The organism is Curtobacterium sp. UNCCL17, from assembly GCF_000686685.1.
Taxonomy (GTDB): Bacteria; Actinomycetota; Actinomycetes; order Actinomycetales; family Microbacteriaceae; genus Curtobacterium; species Curtobacterium flaccumfaciens.
On sequence record NZ_KK366002.1, the window covers coordinates 228,562 to 248,246 of the forward strand.

Here is a 19,685-nt window from a genome sequence, read left to right on the forward strand (position 1 = left end):
CTCCGAGGCGGGCGCGATCCGTGCCTCCAGGCGGAATGCGGCGACAGCCGCTCGCGTTACCATGTCCTATCCGGAACCCGTCGTCGTGTTCCCGGTGTCTCGACACTTCACTCGCCCACGAAGGGGACCCATGGACCAGCCGGATCCGTTCGGATTCATCGGACTCACGTACGACGACGTCATGCTGCTGCCCGGGCACACCGACGTCATCCCGAGCGAGGCGTCCACGGCGTCCCGGCTCACCAAGCGGATCTCCGTCAACGTCCCGCTGCTCTCCGCCGCGATGGACACCGTCACCGAAGCCCGCATGGCCATCGCCATGGCGCGCCAGGGCGGCATCGGGATCCTGCACCGCAACCTGTCCATCGAGGACCAGGCTGCCTACGTCGACAAGGTCAAGCGCTCCGAGTCGGGCATGATCACCAACCCGGTGACCACCACCCCAGACGCCACCGTGGCCGAGGTCGACGCGCTCTGCGGCCAGTTCCGCGTCTCCGGCCTGCCGGTCGTCGAGCAGGACGGCACCCTCGTCGGCATCATCACGAACCGCGACATGCGCTTCGTGGCCACGTTCGAGCAGGCCACCACGTACGTACGCGACGTCATGACGAAGGCCCCGCTGATCACCGCGATGGAGGGCATCGACCCCGAAGAGGCGATCGCCATCTTCGCGCAGCACAAGATCGAGAAGCTGCCGCTGGTCGACGCCGAGGGCAAGCTCCGAGGCCTCATCACCGTCAAGGACTTCGACAAGAGCGAGCAGTACCCGGACGCCACGAAGGACGACGAGGGCCGGCTCCGCGTCGGTGCCGCGATCGGCTTCTTCGGCGACGCGTGGCAGCGTGCCGAGGCCCTGCGCGACGCCGGCGTCGACGTGCTCGTCGTCGACACCGCCAACGGTGAGAGCGAAGGCGTTCTCGACATGGTCCGCCGCCTCAAGGCCGACCCGACGTTCGACGCGATCGACGTCATCGGCGGCAACGTCGCCACCCGCGCGGGTGCCCAGGCGCTCATCGACGCCGGTGTGGACGCCGTCAAGGTCGGCGTCGGCCCGGGCTCCATCTGCACCACGCGCGTCGTCGCCGGTGTGGGTGTGCCGCAGGTGACCGCCGTGTACGAGGCCTCCCTCGCCGCACGCGAAGCCGGTGTGCCGATCATCGCCGACGGTGGCCTGCAGTACTCCGGCGACATCGCGAAGGCCCTGGTGGCCGGTGCCGACACCGTCATGCTCGGCTCGCTGCTGGCCGGCACCGACGAGTCCCCCGGTGACCTGGTGTTCGTGAACGGCAAGCAGTTCAAGGCCTACCGCGGCATGGGGTCCCTCGGGGCTCTGCAGACCCGTGGCAAGAAGACCTCGTACTCGAAGGACCGCTACTTCCAGGCGGACGTGCCGAACGACGACAAGCTCATCCCCGAGGGCATCGAGGGCCAGGTGCCCTACCGCGGTTCGGTCGGCAACGTCGTCTACCAGCTCACCGGCGGGCTGCGCCAGTCGATGTTCTACGTCGGCGGTCGCACGATCCCCGAGCTGAAGGCCCGTGGCAAGTTCGTCCGGATCACGGCGGCGGGGCTCAAGGAGTCCCACCCGCACGACGTCCAGATGGTCGTCGAGGCGCCGAACTACCGCAGCTAGACAGCGTTCGACAGCACGCCCCCGTTCCCCTGTGGAGCGGGGGCGTGCTGCGTCCCACGGCGGTAGTGTCACCGCATGGTCAGCGCCGTCTCACACACCACGATCGACTCCCGCGACGCCTACGCCCAGTCGGAGTGGTGGAAGCAGGTGCTCGGGTACGTCGACCTTCCCGACGACCCGAACGCTCCCGGACACGAGGAGTGCGAGATCACGGCACCCGACCGATCGCACACCGTGCTCTTCATCGAGGTGCCCGAGGCGAAGACCGTGAAGAACCGGATCCACTTCGACCTGCGCCCCACCGACCGCACCCGCGACGAAGAGGTCGAGCGGCTCCGCGGCATCGGTGCCGTGGAGCTCGCCGACCTGCGCCACCCGGACGGCGGATGGGTGGTCTTCGCCGACCCGGAGGGCAACGAGTTCTGCGTCCTGCGGTCCCAGGCCGAACTCGACGAGGAAGCCGGCCAGCCGAGCTGAGCAGCCCGGCGACCGGCATGCTGACCGGACCGCCGGACCGCCGGACCGGCAGGGTGCCGGACCGCCGGCCGAGCTCCTACGCCGAACGCCAGTCGTTCGACGTGATGTGCGAGCCGCCGTGCGGGCCCATCTGCAGCATCCCGCCGTCCACCGGCAGGGACACCCCGGTGATGTAGGACGACGCGCGCGAGGCCAGGAACGCCACGGCTGCCGCGATCTCCCACGCGTTGCCCGGACGGCCGAGCGGGACACCGGGGCGGTCGATGGTGTGCGGGTCCTCGTCCTCGGCGCCGGTCATCCGGGTGGCGATCTCGCCGGGGGCGACGGCGTTCACGGTGATGCCGTGCTCGGCGAGCTCGATCGCCATGGTCTTCAGCAGGCCGCCGAGCCCGTGCTTCGCGGCGTCGTAGGCGCTCGAGCCGTAGCGGGGCTGGTGTTCGTGCACGCTCGTGATGCCGATGATCCGGCCGCCGGTGCCGGCCTGCGCCATGTGCTTCGCGGCGGCCTGCATCGTGACGAAGGCGCCGTCGAGGTCGGTCGACACCGTGTGGCGCCACTGGTCGAGGGTCATCTCGAGGAACGGGGCGTTGTCGCCGGTGCCGGCGTCGGCCACGAAGACGTCGACGCCGCCCAGCTGCGAGACGAGGCGGTCGACGACGGCGGCCGCGCCGGCGAGGTCGGAGACGTCGATCTGCTCGACGAAGGCCTGACGGCCGGTCTTCCGGACCTCCTCCGCGGTCTCCTCGGCACGGTCGGGTTCGGACAGGTAGGTGATGCCGACGTCCAGGCCGGCTTCGGCGAGCGCGACGGCGGTCGCGCGGCCGATCCCGGATTCGGAGCCGGTGACGATGGCTTTGGTGGGCTGGAAGTCGCTCATGCGGCGGAACGTACGCCGGGCCTCCCGGGCGCCCTGCCGGACCATCCGCCTGGCGCAGGTCGGGTCACCACCCGGCACCAACGCTCCTGCGCCGATCCCTGTCCCTGCGCACAGGAACGTCACGGCTCGGTAACGAAACACCTTTGCGTACCGCCCCGTCACACGGGCGAAACACATGGACCCTACGTTTCTCGACATCCAGTGGAGGCGTCGCATTCACCCGAAGCGGCACAGCCTCCGCGCAGAGAAAGGGCTCCACGGATGATCAGAACCACCCGTGCCACCGCGGCACTGGCGTTGGCGGGCGCAGCAGCCGTCCTCCTCGCCGCGTGTTCCACCACCGGCAGTGCTTCCCCCTCGAGCTCGGCGTCGAGCGATGCGAAGAAGGATCCCGCCGCCAGCTGCAAGGCCCCGGACGCCCCCGGTACGGACGCGCTGAAGATCGGCACGATCCTGCCCCTGACCGGTTCGCTGGCCTACCTCAACCCGCCGGCCGAGTCCGGTGTCGGCCTGGCCGTCAAGGACATCAACGCCGCGGGCGGTGTCCTCGACAAGGACGTCACGATCGACCCGGCGACCGACTCCGGTGACAGCAACGACATGACCGTGTCGAGCTCCGCCGCGACCAAGCTCGTCAACGCGAAGGTCCCGGTCGCGATCGGCGCCGAGTCCTCGTCCGTCACGCTGAACGTCATCGACCAGCTGACGAGCAACTGCATCGTCGAGATCTCGCCCGCGAACACCGCGACCGACCTCTCCGGCTACTCGTCGTACTACTACCGGACCGCACCGCCGGACTCGGTGCAGGGTTCCGCGCTCGGCCAGCTCGTGACCGGTGACGGCAACGCGAAGGTCGCCTTCCTGGTCTTCAACGACACGTACGGCACCGGCCTCCGCAACTCCGTGCAGGCTGCGGTCGAGGCGTCGGGCGGCCAGGTCGTCTACGGCGGCAAGGGTGAGGGCCAGGAGTTCCCGCCCGGCCAGACCACGTTCTCGTCCGAGGTGACCGCGGCCCTGGCCGCGAAGCCCGACGCGATCGTCGTCCTCGCCTTCGACGAGACGAAGTCGATCATCCCGGAGCTCGTCTCGCAGGGCAACGAAGCGAAGATCTACATGTCCGACGGCAACACGGCGGACTACTCGAAGGACTTCGACAAGGGCACCCTGACCGGCGCCCAGGGCACCATCCCCGGTGCCTCGCCGAAGGACGACTTCAAGAAGCAGCTCGCTGCGTTCTACAAGGACTCGTCGGGCAAGACGCTCGCCGACTACTCGTACGCGGCGGAGTCCTACGACGCCACCGTCCTCGCCGCCCTCGCCGCGGTGAAGGGCAAGGGCACCGACTCCGGCACCATCCAGGCCAACATGGCTGCGGTGTCGGGTGCTGACGGCGGCACCGAGTGCGCGACGTTCAAGGAGTGCAAGACGCTCCTGGACGACGGCAAGGACATCCACTACACCGGCCCGTCCGGCATCGGTCCGTTCGACGAGAACAACGACCCGTCGGCCGCCTACATCGGCATCTACAAGTTCGACGCCGACAACAAGCCCGTCTACCAGAGCGCCATCCAGGGTGCGGTGAAGAAGTAGGGCTCAGCCCAGCACCGCTCGCGAAAGCGACAGTCCCCCACGGAACTTCCGTGGGGGACTGTCGCTTTCGCGCGGTGGCCTGGAGGCCCGTGGTGCGTCCGTCAGACCGGCTCGACCCGGGTGGGTGCGAGCGCCCGGCGACGGGACGCCCGCGCGGCGGCGAACGAGTCCGCCGTCAGCACCACGAGCGCGAGCCACACGATGCCGAAGCCGAACCAGCGCCCGGCGGACATCTCCTCGTGCTGCACCAGCACCCCGACGAGCAGCTGCATCACGGGCGCCAGGTACTGGGTCAGCCCGAGCGTCGACAGGCTCACCCGCCGAGCCGACGACGCGAAGAGCAGCAGCGGCACCGCGGTCGCCGGGCCGGTCAGCACGGTGATGACCGCGTGCCCCCAGCCCTCGCTCGTGAACGTCACGCCGCCACCGAGCCCGGTCACACCGAGCACCACCAGCGCCACGACCGCGATCGGCAGCAGCCACACGGTCTCGATCGTCAGGCCGCTCAGGGCGTCCACGGTGCCGCCGACCCGCTTCTTCACCAGGCCGTACAGTCCGAACGAGAACGCCAGGGCCAGCGAGATCCACGGCATCTGCCCGTAGCCGATCGCGATGACGACGACCGCCACGACGCTCAGCCCGACGGCTGCCCACTGCGCCGGACGCAGGCGTTCGCGCAGAACAACGACGCCGAGCGCGATCGTGACGAGCGGGTTGATGAAGTAGCCGAGCGCCGCCTCGACGGTGTGGCCGGTGGTCGTCGCGAGGACGTAGACGGTCCAGTTGACCAGGATCAGGACGGCGGCGAGCCCCATCACGAGCATCACACGGCGCTGGGCCATCAGGGTGCGGGTGCGGAGCCACGACCGGGTCACCGCGATCGCCAACGCGCAGAACACCAGGCCGAAGACGATACGCCACGACACGATCTCGAACGCCGCCGCGGGGGCCATGGCGGCGAAGAGCAGGGGCATCAGCCCCCAGAGCCCGTAGGCCACGATGGCCTGCACCACGCCGACGGATGCCTCGCTGCGGACGGGTCGCGCCGGACTCGGTTCACTCACGGAACCATCCTAGGAACGACCGCCGACCCGTGGGACGCACACCGGGCCTCCAGACGGCCTGATGGCGAGCTGGTCAGGACCGGAGCACCGGGGTGACCGCCCCCCGGACGCACGGACGCCCCGTCGGCCCGAAGGCCGGACGGGGCGTCCGAGGTGAGTACTCGACTCAGTGAACGATGACCGCGAGGACGTCGCGGGCCGACAGGACCAGCAGGTCCTCGCCCGAGTACTTGACCTCGGTTCCGCCGTACTTGGAGTAGATGACCTTGTCACCCACGGCGACGTCGAGCGGGACGCGGTTGCCGTTGTCGTCGATGCGACCCGGACCCACGGCGACGACCTCGCCCTCCTGGGGCTTCTCCTTCGCGGTGTCGGGGATGACCAGACCGGAAGCGGTGGTCTGCTCCGCCTCGACCTGGCGGATGACGATGCGATCCTCGAGCGGCTTGATGCTGACGGCCACGGTGACCTCTTCTTTCTCGGTACGGACTCGGTACAGATGAAAACCGGGTTGGCACTTCGCACAGGAGAGTGCCAACGCCAACTCTAGGGGGCCTCTGGCACTCGGTCAATCCGAGTGCCAGCACATCCGGAGAACACGCAGCACCTGCGAGGATCGACGCATGGACGCCGCCGAACTCACCGCACTGCTGACCCCCGACGGGATGGCCCTGCTCGACCGTACCCCGGGCGTCTCCGACGGCGGCGAGATCGTCCGCGTGGTCTCCCGGCTGCGCGCCGAGGGCCACGATCCCCGACTGGTCGCCGCGGTGCTGACCCAGGCGAAGCTGCGGCTGAAGGCCCGCGGCAAGTTCGGCGACTTCGCCTCCCGCATGCTCTTCACCGAGGCCGGGCTCGAGCAGGCCACCCGGCTGCAGGTCGCGGCCCAGCACGCAGGACGCTTCGCCGCGGCCGGGCTGGCCCGTGTCGCCGACCTCGGTTGCGGCATCGGCGGGGACGCGATGGCGATGGCGGCGCTCGACCTCGACGTCACCGCCGTCGATCGCGACGAGGTGACCGCGGCCGTCGCGACCCACAACCTGGCGGTCTGGCCGAACGCGCGGGTGGAGCTCGGTGATGCCGCGTCCTTCGACCTGTCCTCGGTGGACGGCGTGTGGATGGACCCCGCACGGCGCACCTCCGGCCACTCGGACACCCGCCGGCTCGCCGACCCGGACGACTGGTCACCCTCGCTCGACACCGTGTTCGCCGCGGCCACGACGACGCCGACCGGCGTGAAGCTCGGTCCGGGCATCGACCGCGACCTGATCCCGGACACCGCCGAGGCGCAGTGGACCTCCGTCGACCGCGAGGTCGTGGAGCTCGCCCTGTGGTTCGGCCCCCTCGCCCGCCCCGGGATCCGCCGCGCCGCCACCGTCATCGGTGCACACGGCATCGCCGAGATGACCGGAGCGGCCGACGCCGACGACGCCGAGGTCGGACCGCTCGGCGCCTACCTGTACGAGCCCGACGGCGCCGTGATCCGCGCACGGCTGATCGGCGACCTGGCACGGGGCCTCGACGGGCACATGCTGTCCGACGGCATCGCCTACGTCACGTCCGACCGCGCCGCCTCGACCCCCTTCGCGCAGGGCTTCCGGGTGCTCGACACGATGCCGCTCGACGTCAAGCGACTGGCCGCGCGGCTCGCCGCCGACGGCATCGGCACCGTCGAGATCAAGAAGCGCGGCGTCGACGTCGATCCGGCGCAGTTCCGCAAACGGCTGCGGTTGCGCGGATCGGGCCGCGTCACACTCGTGCTCACCCGCCTGGAGGGACGCCACACGGCGATCCTGTGCGAGCGGCTCACCGACACGGTCGGCTGACGGCCGGGGCCGCTCGTGGTGCCCGTTGCGCGGGGGCTGCGTCAGCTGACGAAGGCGCCGGAGTTCGAGCTGTAGTCGGAGTAGTCCGAGTAGTCCGACGCGTTCGCGATCGAGATCCACACCAGGGCGACGATCAGGATGAACAGGCCCGTCAGGATCCAGCCACCGATGATGCCGGCGAGCGCGAGGCCGCGGCCACCCTCGCCGGTCTGCTTGATCTTGCCGAGGGCGATGTGGCCCATGATCGCGCCGGCCGGGCTCGTCAGGATGATGATCGGCCAGATGATGATGCCGCCGAACGCGAAGACGATCGACAGGATCGACAGGACGTTCGTCTTCGGGCGCTGCGCGTAGGGCTGGTACGTGTACGGGTTCGACGCGTAGGGCTGCTGCTGCGGCTGCGCGTACGGGTTCTGCTGCTGGCCGTACGGGTTCTGCGGGGCACCGTAGGCGTTCTGCTGCTGCGGGGCCGCGTACCGGTCCTGCTGCTGGCCGTACGGGTTCTGCGGGGCACCGTAGGCGTTCTGCTGCTGCGGGGCCGCGTACCGGTCCTGCTGCTGCGCGTACGGGTTCTGCTGCTGCGGGGCCGCGTACGGGTCCTGCTGCTGGCCGTACGGGTTCTGGGGCGCTTCCGGGGCCGACGGCGCCTGCGGTGCGTCGGGGGCCTCGGGGGCGTCCGGGGCCGGCGAGCCGTCGGGCTGTCCGTTCGCTGGGCCGTTCGGCGTCTCGCCCGGCTTCGGCCACTCGTTCTGATCGGACACCGTCCACCCCTCTCGGGCGTCCGGTCTCTCCGACGCCCGTGTGAATCCTCCCACAGGCTCCCGACGACCGACCGGGTGCGGCCGGTCAGACCTGATCAGAGCGGGTCAGAGCTGGTCAGACCGGGTCAGACCTGGACGGTCGTCACCGGAAGGGTCGAGTCCGCGGCGATGCCGAGGTCGCTCGGCGCGTGCCCCTCGGCCACGAGTCGGGCGCCGACGGCGGCGATCATCGCGCCGTTGTCGGTGCACAGGTCGAACGGCGGGATCCGGAGCCGAACGCCAGCGGCCGCGCAGCGCTCCTCGGCGACCTGTCGCAGTCGGGCGTTCGCGACGACCCCACCGCCGAGCAGCAGCCGGTCGACCCCGGTGTCGCGGCACGCATTCAGGGCCTTGGTCAGCAGGACGTCGACGACGGCCTCGCGGAAGCTCGCGGCGACGTCGGCCACCGGTACCTCGCGGCCCTCGTCGCGGCAGCGCTCGACCCACCGTGCGACGGCGGTCTTGAGCCCCGAGAACGAGAAGTCGTACCGGTGCGCGGCCATGTCCTTCGGCAGCGTCAGTCCCCGGGGGAACCGGATGGCCGTGGGGTCGCCGCCGGCCGCGGCTCGGTCGATCTGCGGGCCGCCGGGGTAGGGCAGTCCGAGCAGCCGCGCGACCTTGTCGAACGCCTCGCCCGCCGCGTCGTCGATCGTCTCGCCGAGCAGTTCGACGTCGCCGACGAGGTCCCGGACCAGCAGCAGTGACGTGTGACCGCCGGAGACCAGCAGCGCGATCGTCGGCAGCTCGATCTCGCTGCCGTCCTCGCGCAGCACGTCGGCGCCGACGTGCCCGACCAGGTGGTTCACGCCGTACAGGGGCTTGCCGGTGGCCACGGCGAGCGCCTTCGCGGCCCCCACTCCGACCATGAGCGCTCCCGCCAGGCCCGGCCCGGCGGTCACCGCGACGGCGTCGAGTTCGTCGAGGGTGACGCCTGCACGGTCGAGCGCCTCGTGCAGCGTCGGGGTCATCGCCTCCAGGTGGGCCCGTGCGGCGACCTCGGGCACGACCCCGCCGTAGCGCGCGTGCTCGTCCATGCTCGAGGCGATCACGTTCGCGAGCAGGGTGCTCCCCCGCACGATGCCGATGCCGGTTTCGTCGCAACTCGTCTCGATGCCGAGCACCAGTGGTTCAGTCGCGCTCACCGAGGGCCTCCTGTCCGATGGGTCCGACGCCCGACGACCGCTCGGCGTCCGGGGCGGGCAGCTCTGCCCGCATCACCCACGCGTCGACGCCGTCCGGTTGGTAGTAACGCGGCCGGGTCGCGATGTGCTCGAACCCGAACGCCGTGTACATCGCCTGCGCCACGGGGTTGTCCGCACGCACCTCGAGGAACACCTCGCGTACACCGCGGCGACGCGCCTCGTCGAGCAGCTCCGTGAACAGGACCCTCCCGAGCCCCTTGCCGCGCTGGTCCGCGGCGACGGCGATGGTCTGCACGTCGGCCACCGGGTTCCCCGCGAGCGACGAGAGGCCGGCGTACCCGACGACCAGCGGGGCAGAGGTGTCGTCTGCCGTCTCGATCACGACGTAGTACCCGTGCGGTGAGTACAGCTCGCCGGACATCTGCGACGCCGACCAGGCGTCCGTCGGGAACGAGACGTGCTCGAGCCACATGATGTCGTCGAGGTCCTGCGGGTGTGCTCGCCGCAGGCGGAGCCCGTCCGGCAGGGTCACTGCTTCACCCGCTTCGGCGCACCAGGCACCGTGACGTCGGGGTCGCGCAGGTACAGGGGCGTGTCCTGGTCGAACGCCGCACCGGACGCGAGCCGGTCCGCGGCGAGCGAGCCGAGCCTCCAGGCCGGGATGGACAGGGCCGTCACGCGGTCCCAGCCCACCGCTTCGGGCCGGGAGGCGCGGATCGCGTCGTCGAGATCGGCGGGCTTGGCGAGTCCGGGGCCGGCCACGCGGACGCCGTCGGCGTCGTAGGCGCTCCAGTAGACCTCGCGGCGGCGGGCGTCCGTGAGGACGACGAACGGCCCGGCGATCCCCGAGTCGCGCTGGTCGAGGGCGACGGCGTCGTGGCTGACGAGGGGCAGGACGGGGACGCCGCGAGCGGCGGCGAAGGTGCGGGCGGCGGCGATGCCGACGCGCAGGCCGGTGAAGGGGCCGGGGCCCATGCCGGCGACGACGCCGGTGACGTCGGCACCGGTGATGCCGGCCTCGGCGAGGGTCTCGGCGAGGAACGGGCCGATCACCTCGGCATGCCGGCGGCTGTCCTCGGTGTCGCGGGTCGCGAGGGCCTGGCCGGTGGCCGGGTCGACGACGGCGACGGAGGTCCCGGCGGAGGTGTCGATCGCGAGCAGCACCCGTCCATCGTAGGCGGCGGTCAGCGCACTGGCAGCCCGCGGGACCATGCGACCTCGTGGTCCAACTGCCCGGTCCGGCGGAACAGTCGGACCTGGTGGGTGTCCGGCAGCGCGGCGGCCAGTGCCTGTCGGTCGGCGGGCGTGAAGCCGAGCGACTGCCAGAACGGACCGGAGCGACGCGAGAACAGCCACGCACGCTCGGCACCGGCCTCGGTCGCCCGCTCGATCGCGAACCGCGCCAGGCGTGTACCGGCCCCGGAACCGCGGTGCTGCGGCGCGACGGCCACGCTCCGGACGAGGACGTGCCGGCAGTCAGCGCTCGCCTCGAACCCGGTGCTGCCGACCACCCTGCCGTCGTCGTCGCGATCGAGCCAGAGCCGCACCGTCGGCTCGTCGAGGCCAGCGAGGGTCAGGTCCGCACCGACGAGGAACGCGCGGAGCGCCTCGACGTCGTCCGCGTCGACGGGCTGCAGGGTCAGAGGGCCACGCCTTCCCAGCGCGGGCCGGTGGCGGTGACGACGACACGACGGGGCTCGTCGGGGACGTCGTCCGGGTCCGTGTCGTGAGCGGCCGCGTCCTCGGCACCGGTGGCACGCGTGATCTCGACGTCGAGCACGCTGTCGCTGATGCCGTCGACCATGCCGCGACCCCATTCGACGACGACGATGGCGGCATCCCAGTCGAGGTCGAGGTCGTCTAGCTCGACCGGGTCGGACAGGCGGTAGGCGTCGACGTGCACCAGGTCGGGGCCGGCAGTCGTCGGGTGCGTCCGGGCGAGGACGAAGGTCGGGCTGGACACCTGGCCACGCGCGCCGAGTGCGGCGCCGAGCCCGCGCGTCAGGGTCGTCTTGCCGGCACCGAGTGGTCCGGTCAGCACGACGAGGTCCCCAGCGCGCAGCACCGCGGCCAACCGGGCCCCGAGCTCCCCCATCGCCTCGGTGCCGTCGACGGTGGTGTCGAGCAGGACGTGCGGCAACTCGGTCACGGCCGCTCGCCCCGCAGGTACTCCCCGACCCGTCCCTCGATGTCGTGGCCCTCGTAGAACCGGGGCACACGGCTGCCGATACGGCAGACGATCTCCTCGCCGATGGTCTCGAGCGCCGCGCCCCACTCGAGCACGGTCATCTCGTCGTGCTCGCCGGTGCCGAAGAGCACGACGGTGTCGCCGGTCTGCACGTCGTCCTCGCCGACGTCCACCAGGAACTGGTCCATCGCGACGCGGCCGGCGATCGGGTAGCGCTTGCCGCGGATCGCGACCTCGATGCGGCCCTGCGCCAGACGCGGGACCCCGTCGGCGTACCCGACGGGCACGAGAGCCAGGGTCGTCTCGGTCGCGGTGCGGTACGTGTAGTCGTAGGAGACGCCGGTGTCGACGGGGACGCGCTTCGTCTTCGCGACCGACGCGGTCAGGGTCATCACCGGCTCGAGTCCGAGGTCGGCCGCCGAGACGCCGTCGGCTCCGGGGATGCCGAACAGGTTCGCGCCCATCCGAACCATGTCCTTGCGGAACTCCTTGCGCTCCAGCCCCGCGAGCGACGCGGCGACGTGCTCCATCGGGACGTCGAGCCCCAGGTCCTCGGCGATCTCGATCGCTGCGTCGAACACGGCGACCGCCGCGCTGTCCTCGTGGTCGGACGCCTCGGCCAGGTGCGTGTACGCGGCGACGACCTCGATGCGGCCGTTCCGCTGGGCGTCCCGGGCGAGCTCGACGAGCGCCGGCCAGTCCGCCTGGGTCGCGCCGTCGCGGTGCAGGCCGGAGTCGACGCCGAGGTGCACCCGGGCCGGTCGCTGGTCGACGGCGTCGACGATGCGCTGCAGCTCGGCGACGTTCGAGACGCCGAGGTCGACGGCCGAGTCGATGGCGTCACGGAAGTCCAGGTCGGGGTCGTGCTGCCAGGTGAACAGGTGGACGTCCTCGCCGACGCCGATCGAGCGCAGGCGCAGGGCCGCGGGAACTGTCAGCACACCGATCCAGCGGATGCCGGCGTCGACGGCGGCGAGCGCGATCGGCTCGAGGCCGTGCCCGTACGCGTCGGCCTTCATGATCGCCATCACGGCCACCGGGTCCATCCACTCACGGACACGGTCGAGGTTGGCACGGTAGGCGTCGAGGTCGATGCGCGCCTGACGCAGCGGTGCGGAGCTCACGTCGTCCTCCGTTCCACGCTGCGGCCGATCCGGGCGACCACCTCGTAGTTGATCGTGCCGATGGCGTCGGCCCAGTCCTCGACGGCGGGGTCGCCGTTCGCGGGGTCGCCCCACAGCACCGCCTCGTCGCCGACCTGCACGTCGGCGTCGCCGATGTCGACGTGCATGGCGTTCATCGCGACGCGTCCGACCACCGGGAACGTCCGGTCGCCGATCCGCACCGAGACCCGGTTGCCGAAGTCGCGGTCGAAGCCGTCCGCGTAGCCGAGGCCGATCACGGCGAGACGGGTGTCCGTCTCGGCGCGCCAGGTGTAGCCGTAGGAGACGCCGTCGCCCGCGGCGACCGGCACGGTGCGGAGCACGGCGGCGGTGACCCGCATCGCCGGGCGCAGCCCCAGGTCGGCCGAGGTGCGACCGTCGAAGGGGCTCAGCCCGTACAGGGCGAGTCCGACCCGGGACAGGTCGTGGCGGGTCTCCGGCACGGCGATGCTCGCGGCACTCGCGGCGAGGTGCACCACGTCCGGCACGATGCCGTTCGCGGCGAGGCCGTCCAGCGCCCGCTGCAGTGCGGCGTCCTGGTCGAGGTCGTCGGTGCGCGACGCGTTCGACAGGTGGGACATGAGCCCCTCGACCCGGGTGCGGTTGCCGCCGCGGGCCAGGGCGCCGGCGGTCGCGAAGAGCTCGGCCCACTCGGACTCGACCGCTCCGTTGCGGCTGAGGCCGGTGTCGACGCACAGGTGCACGGCGCGGATGTCGGAGTCGGCTGCTGCGGAGAGCTGCTCGACGCTCGACACCGCTGGCGTGACGTCGAACTGCGCCGCGCGGCGGAAGTCCTCGTCGGGGGCGTGCAGCCACGCGAGGATCCGGACCCCCTCGTCGATGCCGCCCTGACGGAGCGCGACGGCCTCGTCGATGTCGGCGACCCCGAGCCACTCCGCACCGGCGTCCACGAAGGCCTGCGCGGCGTCGAGGGCCCCGTGGCCGTAGGCGTTCGCCTTGACCACCGCGATGACCCCGGCCGGGGCGACGCGGTCGGCGATGGTCGCGTAGTTCTCGATCAGGGCTCCGCGATCGACCGTGATGCCGGTGAACGCGCTCACGGGACTGTTCCTTCCAGGACCACGTCTGTTCCTTCCAGGACCACGAACGCGGTCGCGATCCCTCCATCATGCGAGAGCGACAGGTGCACGCTCGTCACGCCACGCGCGTGCGCCACCTGCCGGGCGCCCTTGTGCAGGGTGAGCGACGGGTTCCGCTGGTCGTCGGACACGACCTCGAGGTCCTGCCAGCTCAGCCCGGCACTCGACCCGAAGGCCTTGATCAGGGCTTCCTTCGCCGCGAACCGTGCGGCGAGGGACGCGATCGGCCGGGGTTCGCCGTCACGGACCTGCTCGGACGGCGTGAAGAGCCGCGCCCGCATCGCCGGTGTGCGCTCCAGCACCCGTTCGAACCGCTCCAGGTCGACCACGTCGACCCCGATCCCGATGATCACCGTCGCGACTACTCGACGGTGACCGACTTCGCGAGGTTGCGTGGCTGGTCGACGTCGAGGCCCTTGGCGGCGGCGAGCTCCATGCCGAACATGTGCAGCGGTGCCACGGCGAGCAGCGGCTCGAACAGCGGGGTCGCGAGCGGGATCCGCAGGACCTCGTCGGCGAAGGGCAGCACCGCGGCGTCGCCTTCTTCGGCGATCGCGATCACCCGGGCACCGCGGGCGCGGATCTCCTGGATGTTCGAGACGACCTTGGGGTGCAGCGATCGGGGGTCGCGCGGCGACGGCACGATGACGAAGACGATCTGACCCGGCTCGATCAGAGCGATCGGGCCGTGCTTGAGCTCACCGGCGGCGAAGCCCTCGGCGTGGATGTACGCGAGCTCCTTGAGCTTGAGGGCGCCCTCGAGTGCGATCGGGTAGCCGACGTGGCGGCCGAGGAACAGCACGCTCCGGGTGTCCGCCATCCAGCGGGCCAGGTCCTTGATGCCGGCGGCGTCCTCGATGGTCTGCTGCAGCTTCGGCGCGAGGCCCTCGAGTTCGGCGACCTGCTCGGCGATCTGCTCGGTGGTGAGCGTGCCGCGCAGCGTCGCCAGGTGCAGCCCGAGCAGGTAGAGCGCGACGCCCTGGGCGATGAAGGCCTTGGTCGACGCGACGGCGACCTCGGGTCCGGCGTGCGTGTAGATCACGGCATCGGACTCACGCGGGATCGTGGCGCCCTGGGTGTTGCAGATCGACAGGACCTGCGCGCCCTGCTCGCGGGCGTACTTGACGGCCATCAGCGTGTCCATGGTCTCGCCGGACTGGCTGATCGAGACGACCAGGGTGCGCTCGTTCAGCACCGGGTCGCGGTACCGGAACTCGTGCGCGAGCTCGACCTCGACCGGCACACGGGCCCACTGCTCGATGGCGTACTTGCCGAGGATGCCGGCGTAGGCGGCGGTACCGCAGGCGATCACGATGACGCGGTCGACGGTCGCCAGGCGGTCGGCGATCGGGTCGAGGTCGGTCAGCGTGACGGCACCGTCGTGGACGCGACCGAGGATCGTCTTCGCGACGGCCTCGGGCTCCTCGCTGATCTCCTTCGCCATGAACGAGCTCCAGCCGCCCTTGTCGGCGGCGGAGGCGTCCCAGTTGACCTCGAACTCGCTCGGCGTGGCCGGGGTGCCGTCGAAGTGGATGACGTCCACGCCGTCGGGGCGGATCGTGGCGATCTCGTCCTGCCCGATCGACAGCGCGCGCTGCGTGTAGGCGACGAACGCGGCGACGTCCGAGCCCATGAAGTTCTCGCCGTCACCGAGCCCGACCACCAGGGGCGAGTTGCGACGGGCACCGACGACGACTCCGGGCTGGTCGGCGTGCACGACGAGGAGCGTGAAGGCCCCCTCGAGTCGCTGCACGGCCTGCTGCATGGCGGCAGTCAGGTCACCGGTCTCGCGGAAGGCGCGTCCGACCAGGTGCGCGGCGACCTCGGAGTCGGTCTCGCTGCGGAACTCGATGCCCTCGGCCTGCAGTTCGGCACGGAGCTCGGAGAAGTTCTCGATGATGCCGTTGTGGATGAGGGCGAGCTTGTCGCCGTCGGCCAGGTGCGGGTGGGCGTTGCCGTCGGTCGGGCCACCGTGGGTCGCCCAGCGGGTGTGCCCGATGCCGCTCGCGCCGTCCGGGATCGGCGACGACTCGAGCTCGTCGACCAGGGCCTGGAGCTTGCCGGCCTTCTTGGCCGACACGAGGTCTCCGGCTGGGTCGACGACGGCGATGCCCGCCGAGTCGTAGCCGCGGTACTCGAGGCGACGGAGGCCACCGAGGAGGACGTCCTGGCTGCTGTTGCTGCCGACGTAGCCGACGATTCCACACATGGAACCGATCCTACGGTCTGCCTGGACGCCCACCCTGCGAAGTCCCGGGGGTGGGGATAACGTTTCGGCCATGGGACGCTTCGACGACATCGCCATCACCACGCTGCACGGCGAGGACACCACGTTCGGCGCCTACGCCGACAAGGCCGTACTGGTCGTGAACGTCGCCTCCCGGTGCGGCCTCGCCCCGCAGTACGAGCAGCTCGAGGCCCTGCAGAAGCAGTACGGCCCCCGCGGGTTCACGGTGCTGGGCTTCCCGAGCAACCAGTTCCTGCAGGAGCTCGGCTCGTCCGAGGCGATCGACGAGTACTGCTCCACCACGTGGGGTGTGACGTTCCCGATGTCCGAGAAGGTCAAGGTCAACGGCAAGAGCGCGCACCCGCTCTACCAGGCCCTCAAGGAGACCCCGGACGCCGACGGCAAGGCCGGCCGGGTCGCGTGGAACTTCGAGAAGTTCCTCGTCGCCCCCGACAGCACCGTCACGCGCTTCCGTCCCACCACGAAGCCGGACGCCCCCGAGGTCGTCGCCGCCATCGAGGCGGCCCTGCCCGCCTGACGCGTCGCGTCCTGCGGGTGCGCACCGAGCACTGGACGGGAGGCCCGGGGCACGTGAGCCGGTCGGCTCACGTGCCCCGGGCCTCCCGTCTGTACGCTCGATCCCATGCCGTTCTCGGAGACCGCCGTCGCGCACCCGACCCCGTTCGTGGAGATCCCGCGTGACGAGTGGTCCCAGCTTGCCCCGAAGGAGCACCTGTCGCTCACCGAGACCGAGATCGTGCAGCTGCGCGGTCTCGGCGACCGGCTGGACATGCAGGAGGTGCAGGAGGTCTACCTGCCCCTGTCCCGCCTGCTCACGCTCTACGCCGCCGGTGCGCGCAACCTGCACGCCGAGACGAGCCGGTTCCTCGGGGAGCGCGCCGGACGCACGCCGTTCGTCATCGGCGTCGCGGGCTCCGTCGCGGTCGGCAAGTCCACGGTCGCCCGTCTGCTGCGCGAGCTGACGAAGCGCTGGCCGGACACCCCTCGGGTCGAGCTCGTGACGACCGACGGCTTCCTGTACCCGAACGCCGAGCTGGAGCGACGCGGGATCATGGACCGGAAGGGCTTCCCGGAGTCGTACGACCGCCGCTCCCTGCTGCGCTTCGTGAGTCAGGTGAAGAGCGGGGCGACCGAGGTCCGCGCGCCGTACTACTCGCACCTGGTCTACGACATCGTGCCCGATGCCGAGATCGTCGTCCGGCAGCCCGACGTGCTCATCGTCGAGGGCCTCAACGTGCTGGCGCCCCCGGTGCACGGGCGGCTCGCGCTGTCCGACCTGTTCGACTTCACGATCTACGTGGACGCGAAGACGAAGGACATCGAGTCCTGGTACGTCGACCGGTTCCTCGCGCTGCAGGAAGAGGCGTTCTCGAGCCCCGACTCGTTCTTCCACCGGTTCGCCTCGCTCTCGCGTGAGGACGCGGTACGGACGGCGACCGAGGTCTGGCGGGCGATCAACGAGCCGAACCTGATCGAGAACGTGCTGCCCACGCGCTCCCGCGCCACCCTGGTGCTGAAGAAGGGCGCGAACCACAAGGTGAACTCGGTCCTGCTCCGCAAGATCTAGCGGAGGGCAGCGCAAAACACCGGTGTTCGCGAGCTGAACCGCGGTCTGCGCGTGTTCAACCGGCGAACACCGGTGTCTTGCGGAGGAAACCCCTACGCGGCGTCGAGCGCCAGGCGGTCCTGCACGACGGCGGCGAGCTCCTCGGCGATGCGCTGGGCATCGTCCTGCGAGGCAGCCTCGACCATGACGCGCACGACCGGCTCGGTGCCTGACGGACGGAGCAGCACACGGCCGCTGTCCCCGAGCGCCTCGCTCGCGGCGGCGATGGCGTCCTGCACGCCCTGGTCGGCGAGCCCGTGACGATCGACGCCCCGGACGTTGAGCAGCACCTGCGGGAACACGGTCATGCACGACGCGAGCTCCTCCAGCGACTTCCCCGTCCGCGCCATCTCTGCCACCAGGTGCAGCCCGGTCAGGATGCCGTCGCCCGTGGTGGCGAACTCGTTGAAGATGATGTGGCCGGACTGCTCGCCACCGATGGAGTAGTCGCCCTCGGTCATCTTCTCGAGCACGTAGCGGTCGCCCACGCCGGCCTCGATCACGGTGATGCCCGCGTCGGCCATGGCGCGCTTCAGCCCGAGGTTCGACATGACCGTCGCGACGAGGGTGTCGTCCTTCAGGCGGCCGCGCTCCTGCAGGGACAGCGCGAGGATCGCCATGATCTGGTCACCGTCGATCGCGTTGCCCGCGGCGTCGACCGCCAGGCAACGGTCCGCGTCACCGTCGTGCGCGATGCCGACGTCGGCACCGTGCTCGAGCACCGCGCGGGCGAGGTTGTCGATGTGGGTCGAGCCGACGCCGTCGTTGATGTTCCAGCCGTCGGGGTCGGCGCCGATGAGTGTCACACGGGCACCCGCGTTGACGAAGACCTCGGGCGAGACACCGGCGGCGGCACCGTTGGCGCAGTCGAGCACCACGTGGATGCCGTCGAGCCGGTGCGGCAGCGTGCCGAGCAGGTGCACCACGTAGCGGTCCTCGGCGTCGGCGAACCGCGAGATGCGCCCGACGTCGATGCCGGTGGGGGTGGGTGCGGAGTGGTCGTGCATGGCCGCTTCGATGCGGTCCTCGACCTCGTCCGGCAGCTTGCGGCCACCCGTGGCGAAGAACTTGATCCCGTTGTCGGGAGCGGGGTTGTGCGATGCGGAGATCATCACGCCGAAGTCGGCGTCGATGTCCGCGACGAGGAACGCCGCGGCGGGGGTGGGGATGACCCCGGCGTCGAGCACGTCGACGCCGGCCGAGGCGAGCCCGGCCGCGACGGCGGCACCGAGGAACTCGCCGGAGACGCGCGGGTCACGCGCGAGGACCGCGCGCGGGCGCGGTCGACCCGACGCCCGGCGGGCGTCGGCATGGTGTCCGTGTGTGAGGACGGCCGCGCTCGCCTGGGCAAGACCCAGTGCGAGCGCGGCCGTCAGCTCGCCGTTGGCGAGACCACGAACCCCGTCGGTACCGAACAGACGCGGCATGGCGATCTTCAGCCGGTGACGACTAGCGCTTCGAGAACTGCGACGCCTTGCGGGCCTTCTTGAGACCGGCCTTCTTGCGCTCGATGACGCGGGCGTCACGGGTGAGGAAGCCGGCCTTCTTGAGGGTCGCGCGGTTGTTCTCGCGGTCGATCTCGTTCAGGGTGCGGGCGATGGCGAGGCGGAGCGCGCCGGCCTGACCCGAGGGGCCACCACCGGTGATGCGGGCGACGACGTCGTACGAGCCGAGGAGCTCGAGCACCTTGAAGGGGTCGTTGATGAGCTGCTGGTGCAGCTTGTTCGGGAAGTAGTCCTCGAGCGTGCGGCCGTTCACGACGAACGTGCCGGAGCCCGGGACGAGCCGGACGCGCGCGATGGCCTCCTTGCGGCGCCCGACGGCACCGCCGGAGACGTTGAGGATCTGACGGGGAGCAGCCTCGGCAGCGGCGGGTGCGCTCTCCGTGGTGAAGCTCTCCGGGGTCTGGTCGAGGGAATCAGCGATCTGAGCCATGAGTTTTCTGTGTCCTTGAAGTCGTCGTGGCCGGAA

At 70.8% G+C, this 19,685-nt stretch carries 21 protein-coding genes; 6 read left to right on the top strand and 15 right to left on the bottom strand.

Features of this window, described 5'->3' with window-relative positions:
* Positions 1-130 precede the first annotated feature (130 nt).
* Together guaB and BR70_RS0114860 are read left to right on the top strand one after the other, a co-directional pair.
* Positions 131-1,633, top strand: coding sequence for an IMP dehydrogenase (guaB, locus tag BR70_RS0114855; protein WP_027466700.1), 1,503 nt, complete (start codon positions 131-133; stop codon positions 1,631-1,633).
* A gap of 75 nt (positions 1,634-1,708) precedes the next feature.
* Positions 1,709-2,110, top strand: coding sequence for a VOC family protein (locus tag BR70_RS0114860; protein WP_027466701.1), 402 nt, complete (start codon positions 1,709-1,711; stop codon positions 2,108-2,110).
* A gap of 76 nt (positions 2,111-2,186) precedes the next feature.
* Here BR70_RS0114860 and BR70_RS21215 read toward each other — a convergent pair whose 3' ends face one another.
* A complete protein-coding gene (locus BR70_RS21215; protein WP_051597087.1) occupies positions 2,187-2,987 on the bottom strand; it encodes an SDR family oxidoreductase in 801 nt (266 codons plus the stop codon).
* Positions 2,988-3,248: 261 nt separating this feature from the next.
* Between BR70_RS21215 and BR70_RS0114870 the strand changes: the two genes are divergently transcribed.
* On the top strand, positions 3,249-4,577 hold the full coding sequence (locus tag BR70_RS0114870; RefSeq protein ID WP_027466702.1) for an ABC transporter substrate-binding protein: 1,329 nt from the start codon (positions 3,249-3,251) through the stop codon (positions 4,575-4,577).
* A gap of 101 nt (positions 4,578-4,678) precedes the next feature.
* Here BR70_RS0114870 and rarD read toward each other — a convergent pair whose 3' ends face one another.
* Together rarD and groES are read right to left on the bottom strand one after the other, a co-directional pair.
* Positions 4,679-5,641, bottom strand: a complete 963-nt coding sequence (gene rarD, locus BR70_RS0114875) for an EamA family transporter RarD (protein ID WP_027466703.1) — start codon at positions 5,639-5,641, stop codon at positions 4,679-4,681.
* 166 nt (positions 5,642-5,807) lie between these two features.
* Positions 5,808-6,104: a co-chaperone GroES gene (gene groES / locus BR70_RS0114880; protein ID WP_017885484.1), complete on the bottom strand. Its 297-nt coding sequence runs from the start codon at positions 6,102-6,104 to the stop codon at positions 5,808-5,810.
* Positions 6,105-6,264: 160 nt separating this feature from the next.
* On the opposite strand from groES, the gene BR70_RS0114885 reads away from it, so the two are divergent.
* On the top strand, positions 6,265-7,467 hold the full coding sequence (locus BR70_RS0114885; protein ID WP_027466704.1) for a class I SAM-dependent methyltransferase: 1,203 nt from the start codon (positions 6,265-6,267) through the stop codon (positions 7,465-7,467).
* A 41-nt stretch (positions 7,468-7,508) separates the two neighbouring features.
* Here the strand turns inward: BR70_RS0114885 and BR70_RS23650 are convergent, their stop codons facing one another.
* From BR70_RS23650 to glmS, 10 genes are all read right to left on the bottom strand, one after another.
* Positions 7,509-8,228: a DUF4190 domain-containing protein gene (locus BR70_RS23650; protein WP_051596991.1), complete on the bottom strand. Its 720-nt coding sequence runs from the start codon at positions 8,226-8,228 to the stop codon at positions 7,509-7,511.
* A 125-nt stretch (positions 8,229-8,353) separates the two neighbouring features.
* The gene (tsaD, locus tag BR70_RS0114895; RefSeq protein WP_027466705.1) at positions 8,354-9,409 is read right to left on the bottom strand and encodes a tRNA (adenosine(37)-N6)-threonylcarbamoyltransferase complex transferase subunit TsaD; all 1,056 of its coding nucleotides are present in this window, start codon (positions 9,407-9,409) and stop codon (positions 8,354-8,356) included.
* A complete protein-coding gene (gene rimI, locus BR70_RS0114900) occupies positions 9,396-9,941 on the bottom strand; it encodes a ribosomal protein S18-alanine N-acetyltransferase (RefSeq protein ID WP_027466706.1) in 546 nt (181 codons plus the stop codon). Before rimI ends, tsaD begins: the two co-directional genes overlap by 14 nt.
* Positions 9,938-10,573 carry a tRNA (adenosine(37)-N6)-threonylcarbamoyltransferase complex dimerization subunit type 1 TsaB gene (tsaB, locus tag BR70_RS0114905; protein WP_027466707.1) on the bottom strand — a complete coding sequence of 212 codons (636 nt, stop codon included), beginning with the start codon at positions 10,571-10,573 and terminating at the stop codon, positions 9,938-9,940. The genes rimI and tsaB overlap by 4 nt, the downstream gene beginning before the upstream one ends.
* Positions 10,574-10,593: 20 nt before the next feature.
* A complete protein-coding gene (locus tag BR70_RS0114910; protein WP_331279993.1) occupies positions 10,594-10,956 on the bottom strand; it encodes a GNAT family N-acetyltransferase in 363 nt (120 codons plus the stop codon).
* Positions 10,957-11,048: 92 nt separating this feature from the next.
* The gene (gene tsaE, locus BR70_RS0114915) at positions 11,049-11,558 is read right to left on the bottom strand and encodes a tRNA (adenosine(37)-N6)-threonylcarbamoyltransferase complex ATPase subunit type 1 TsaE (RefSeq protein WP_197019656.1); all 510 of its coding nucleotides are present in this window, start codon (positions 11,556-11,558) and stop codon (positions 11,049-11,051) included.
* Positions 11,555-12,721, bottom strand: a complete 1,167-nt coding sequence (gene alr / locus BR70_RS21225; RefSeq protein ID WP_051596992.1) for an alanine racemase — start codon at positions 12,719-12,721, stop codon at positions 11,555-11,557. The genes tsaE and alr (BR70_RS21225) overlap by 4 nt, the downstream gene beginning before the upstream one ends.
* Positions 12,718-13,821 carry an alanine racemase gene (gene alr / locus BR70_RS0114925; RefSeq protein ID WP_027466710.1) on the bottom strand — a complete coding sequence of 368 codons (1,104 nt, stop codon included), beginning with the start codon at positions 13,819-13,821 and terminating at the stop codon, positions 12,718-12,720. Before alr (BR70_RS0114925) ends, alr (BR70_RS21225) begins: the two co-directional genes overlap by 4 nt.
* Positions 13,818-14,213 carry a holo-ACP synthase gene (locus BR70_RS0114930; RefSeq protein ID WP_027466711.1) on the bottom strand — a complete coding sequence of 132 codons (396 nt, stop codon included), beginning with the start codon at positions 14,211-14,213 and terminating at the stop codon, positions 13,818-13,820. The genes alr (BR70_RS0114925) and BR70_RS0114930 overlap by 4 nt, the downstream gene beginning before the upstream one ends.
* An 8-nt stretch (positions 14,214-14,221) precedes the next feature.
* Positions 14,222-16,069, bottom strand: coding sequence for a glutamine--fructose-6-phosphate transaminase (isomerizing) (gene glmS, locus BR70_RS0114935; protein WP_027466712.1), 1,848 nt, complete (start codon positions 16,067-16,069; stop codon positions 14,222-14,224).
* A gap of 70 nt (positions 16,070-16,139) precedes the next feature.
* On the opposite strand from glmS, the gene BR70_RS0114940 reads away from it, so the two are divergent.
* Entirely contained in the window at positions 16,140-16,625 is a 486-nt protein-coding gene (locus BR70_RS0114940; RefSeq protein ID WP_027466713.1) for a glutathione peroxidase, read from the top strand.
* A 105-nt stretch (positions 16,626-16,730) separates the two neighbouring features.
* Positions 16,731-17,675: a type I pantothenate kinase gene (gene coaA / locus BR70_RS0114945; protein ID WP_027466714.1), complete on the top strand. Its 945-nt coding sequence runs from the start codon at positions 16,731-16,733 to the stop codon at positions 17,673-17,675.
* Between the two features lie 92 nt (positions 17,676-17,767).
* Here coaA and glmM read toward each other — a convergent pair whose 3' ends face one another.
* Both glmM and rpsI read right to left on the bottom strand, forming a co-directional pair.
* Complete coding sequence (gene glmM / locus BR70_RS0114950; RefSeq protein ID WP_027466715.1) at positions 17,768-19,141, bottom strand: phosphoglucosamine mutase; 1,374 nt, start codon at positions 19,139-19,141, stop codon at positions 17,768-17,770.
* A 22-nt stretch (positions 19,142-19,163) separates the two neighbouring features.
* Positions 19,164-19,649: a 30S ribosomal protein S9 gene (rpsI, locus tag BR70_RS0114955; RefSeq protein ID WP_027466716.1), complete on the bottom strand. Its 486-nt coding sequence runs from the start codon at positions 19,647-19,649 to the stop codon at positions 19,164-19,166.
* Between the last annotated feature and the right edge of the window lie 36 nt (positions 19,650-19,685).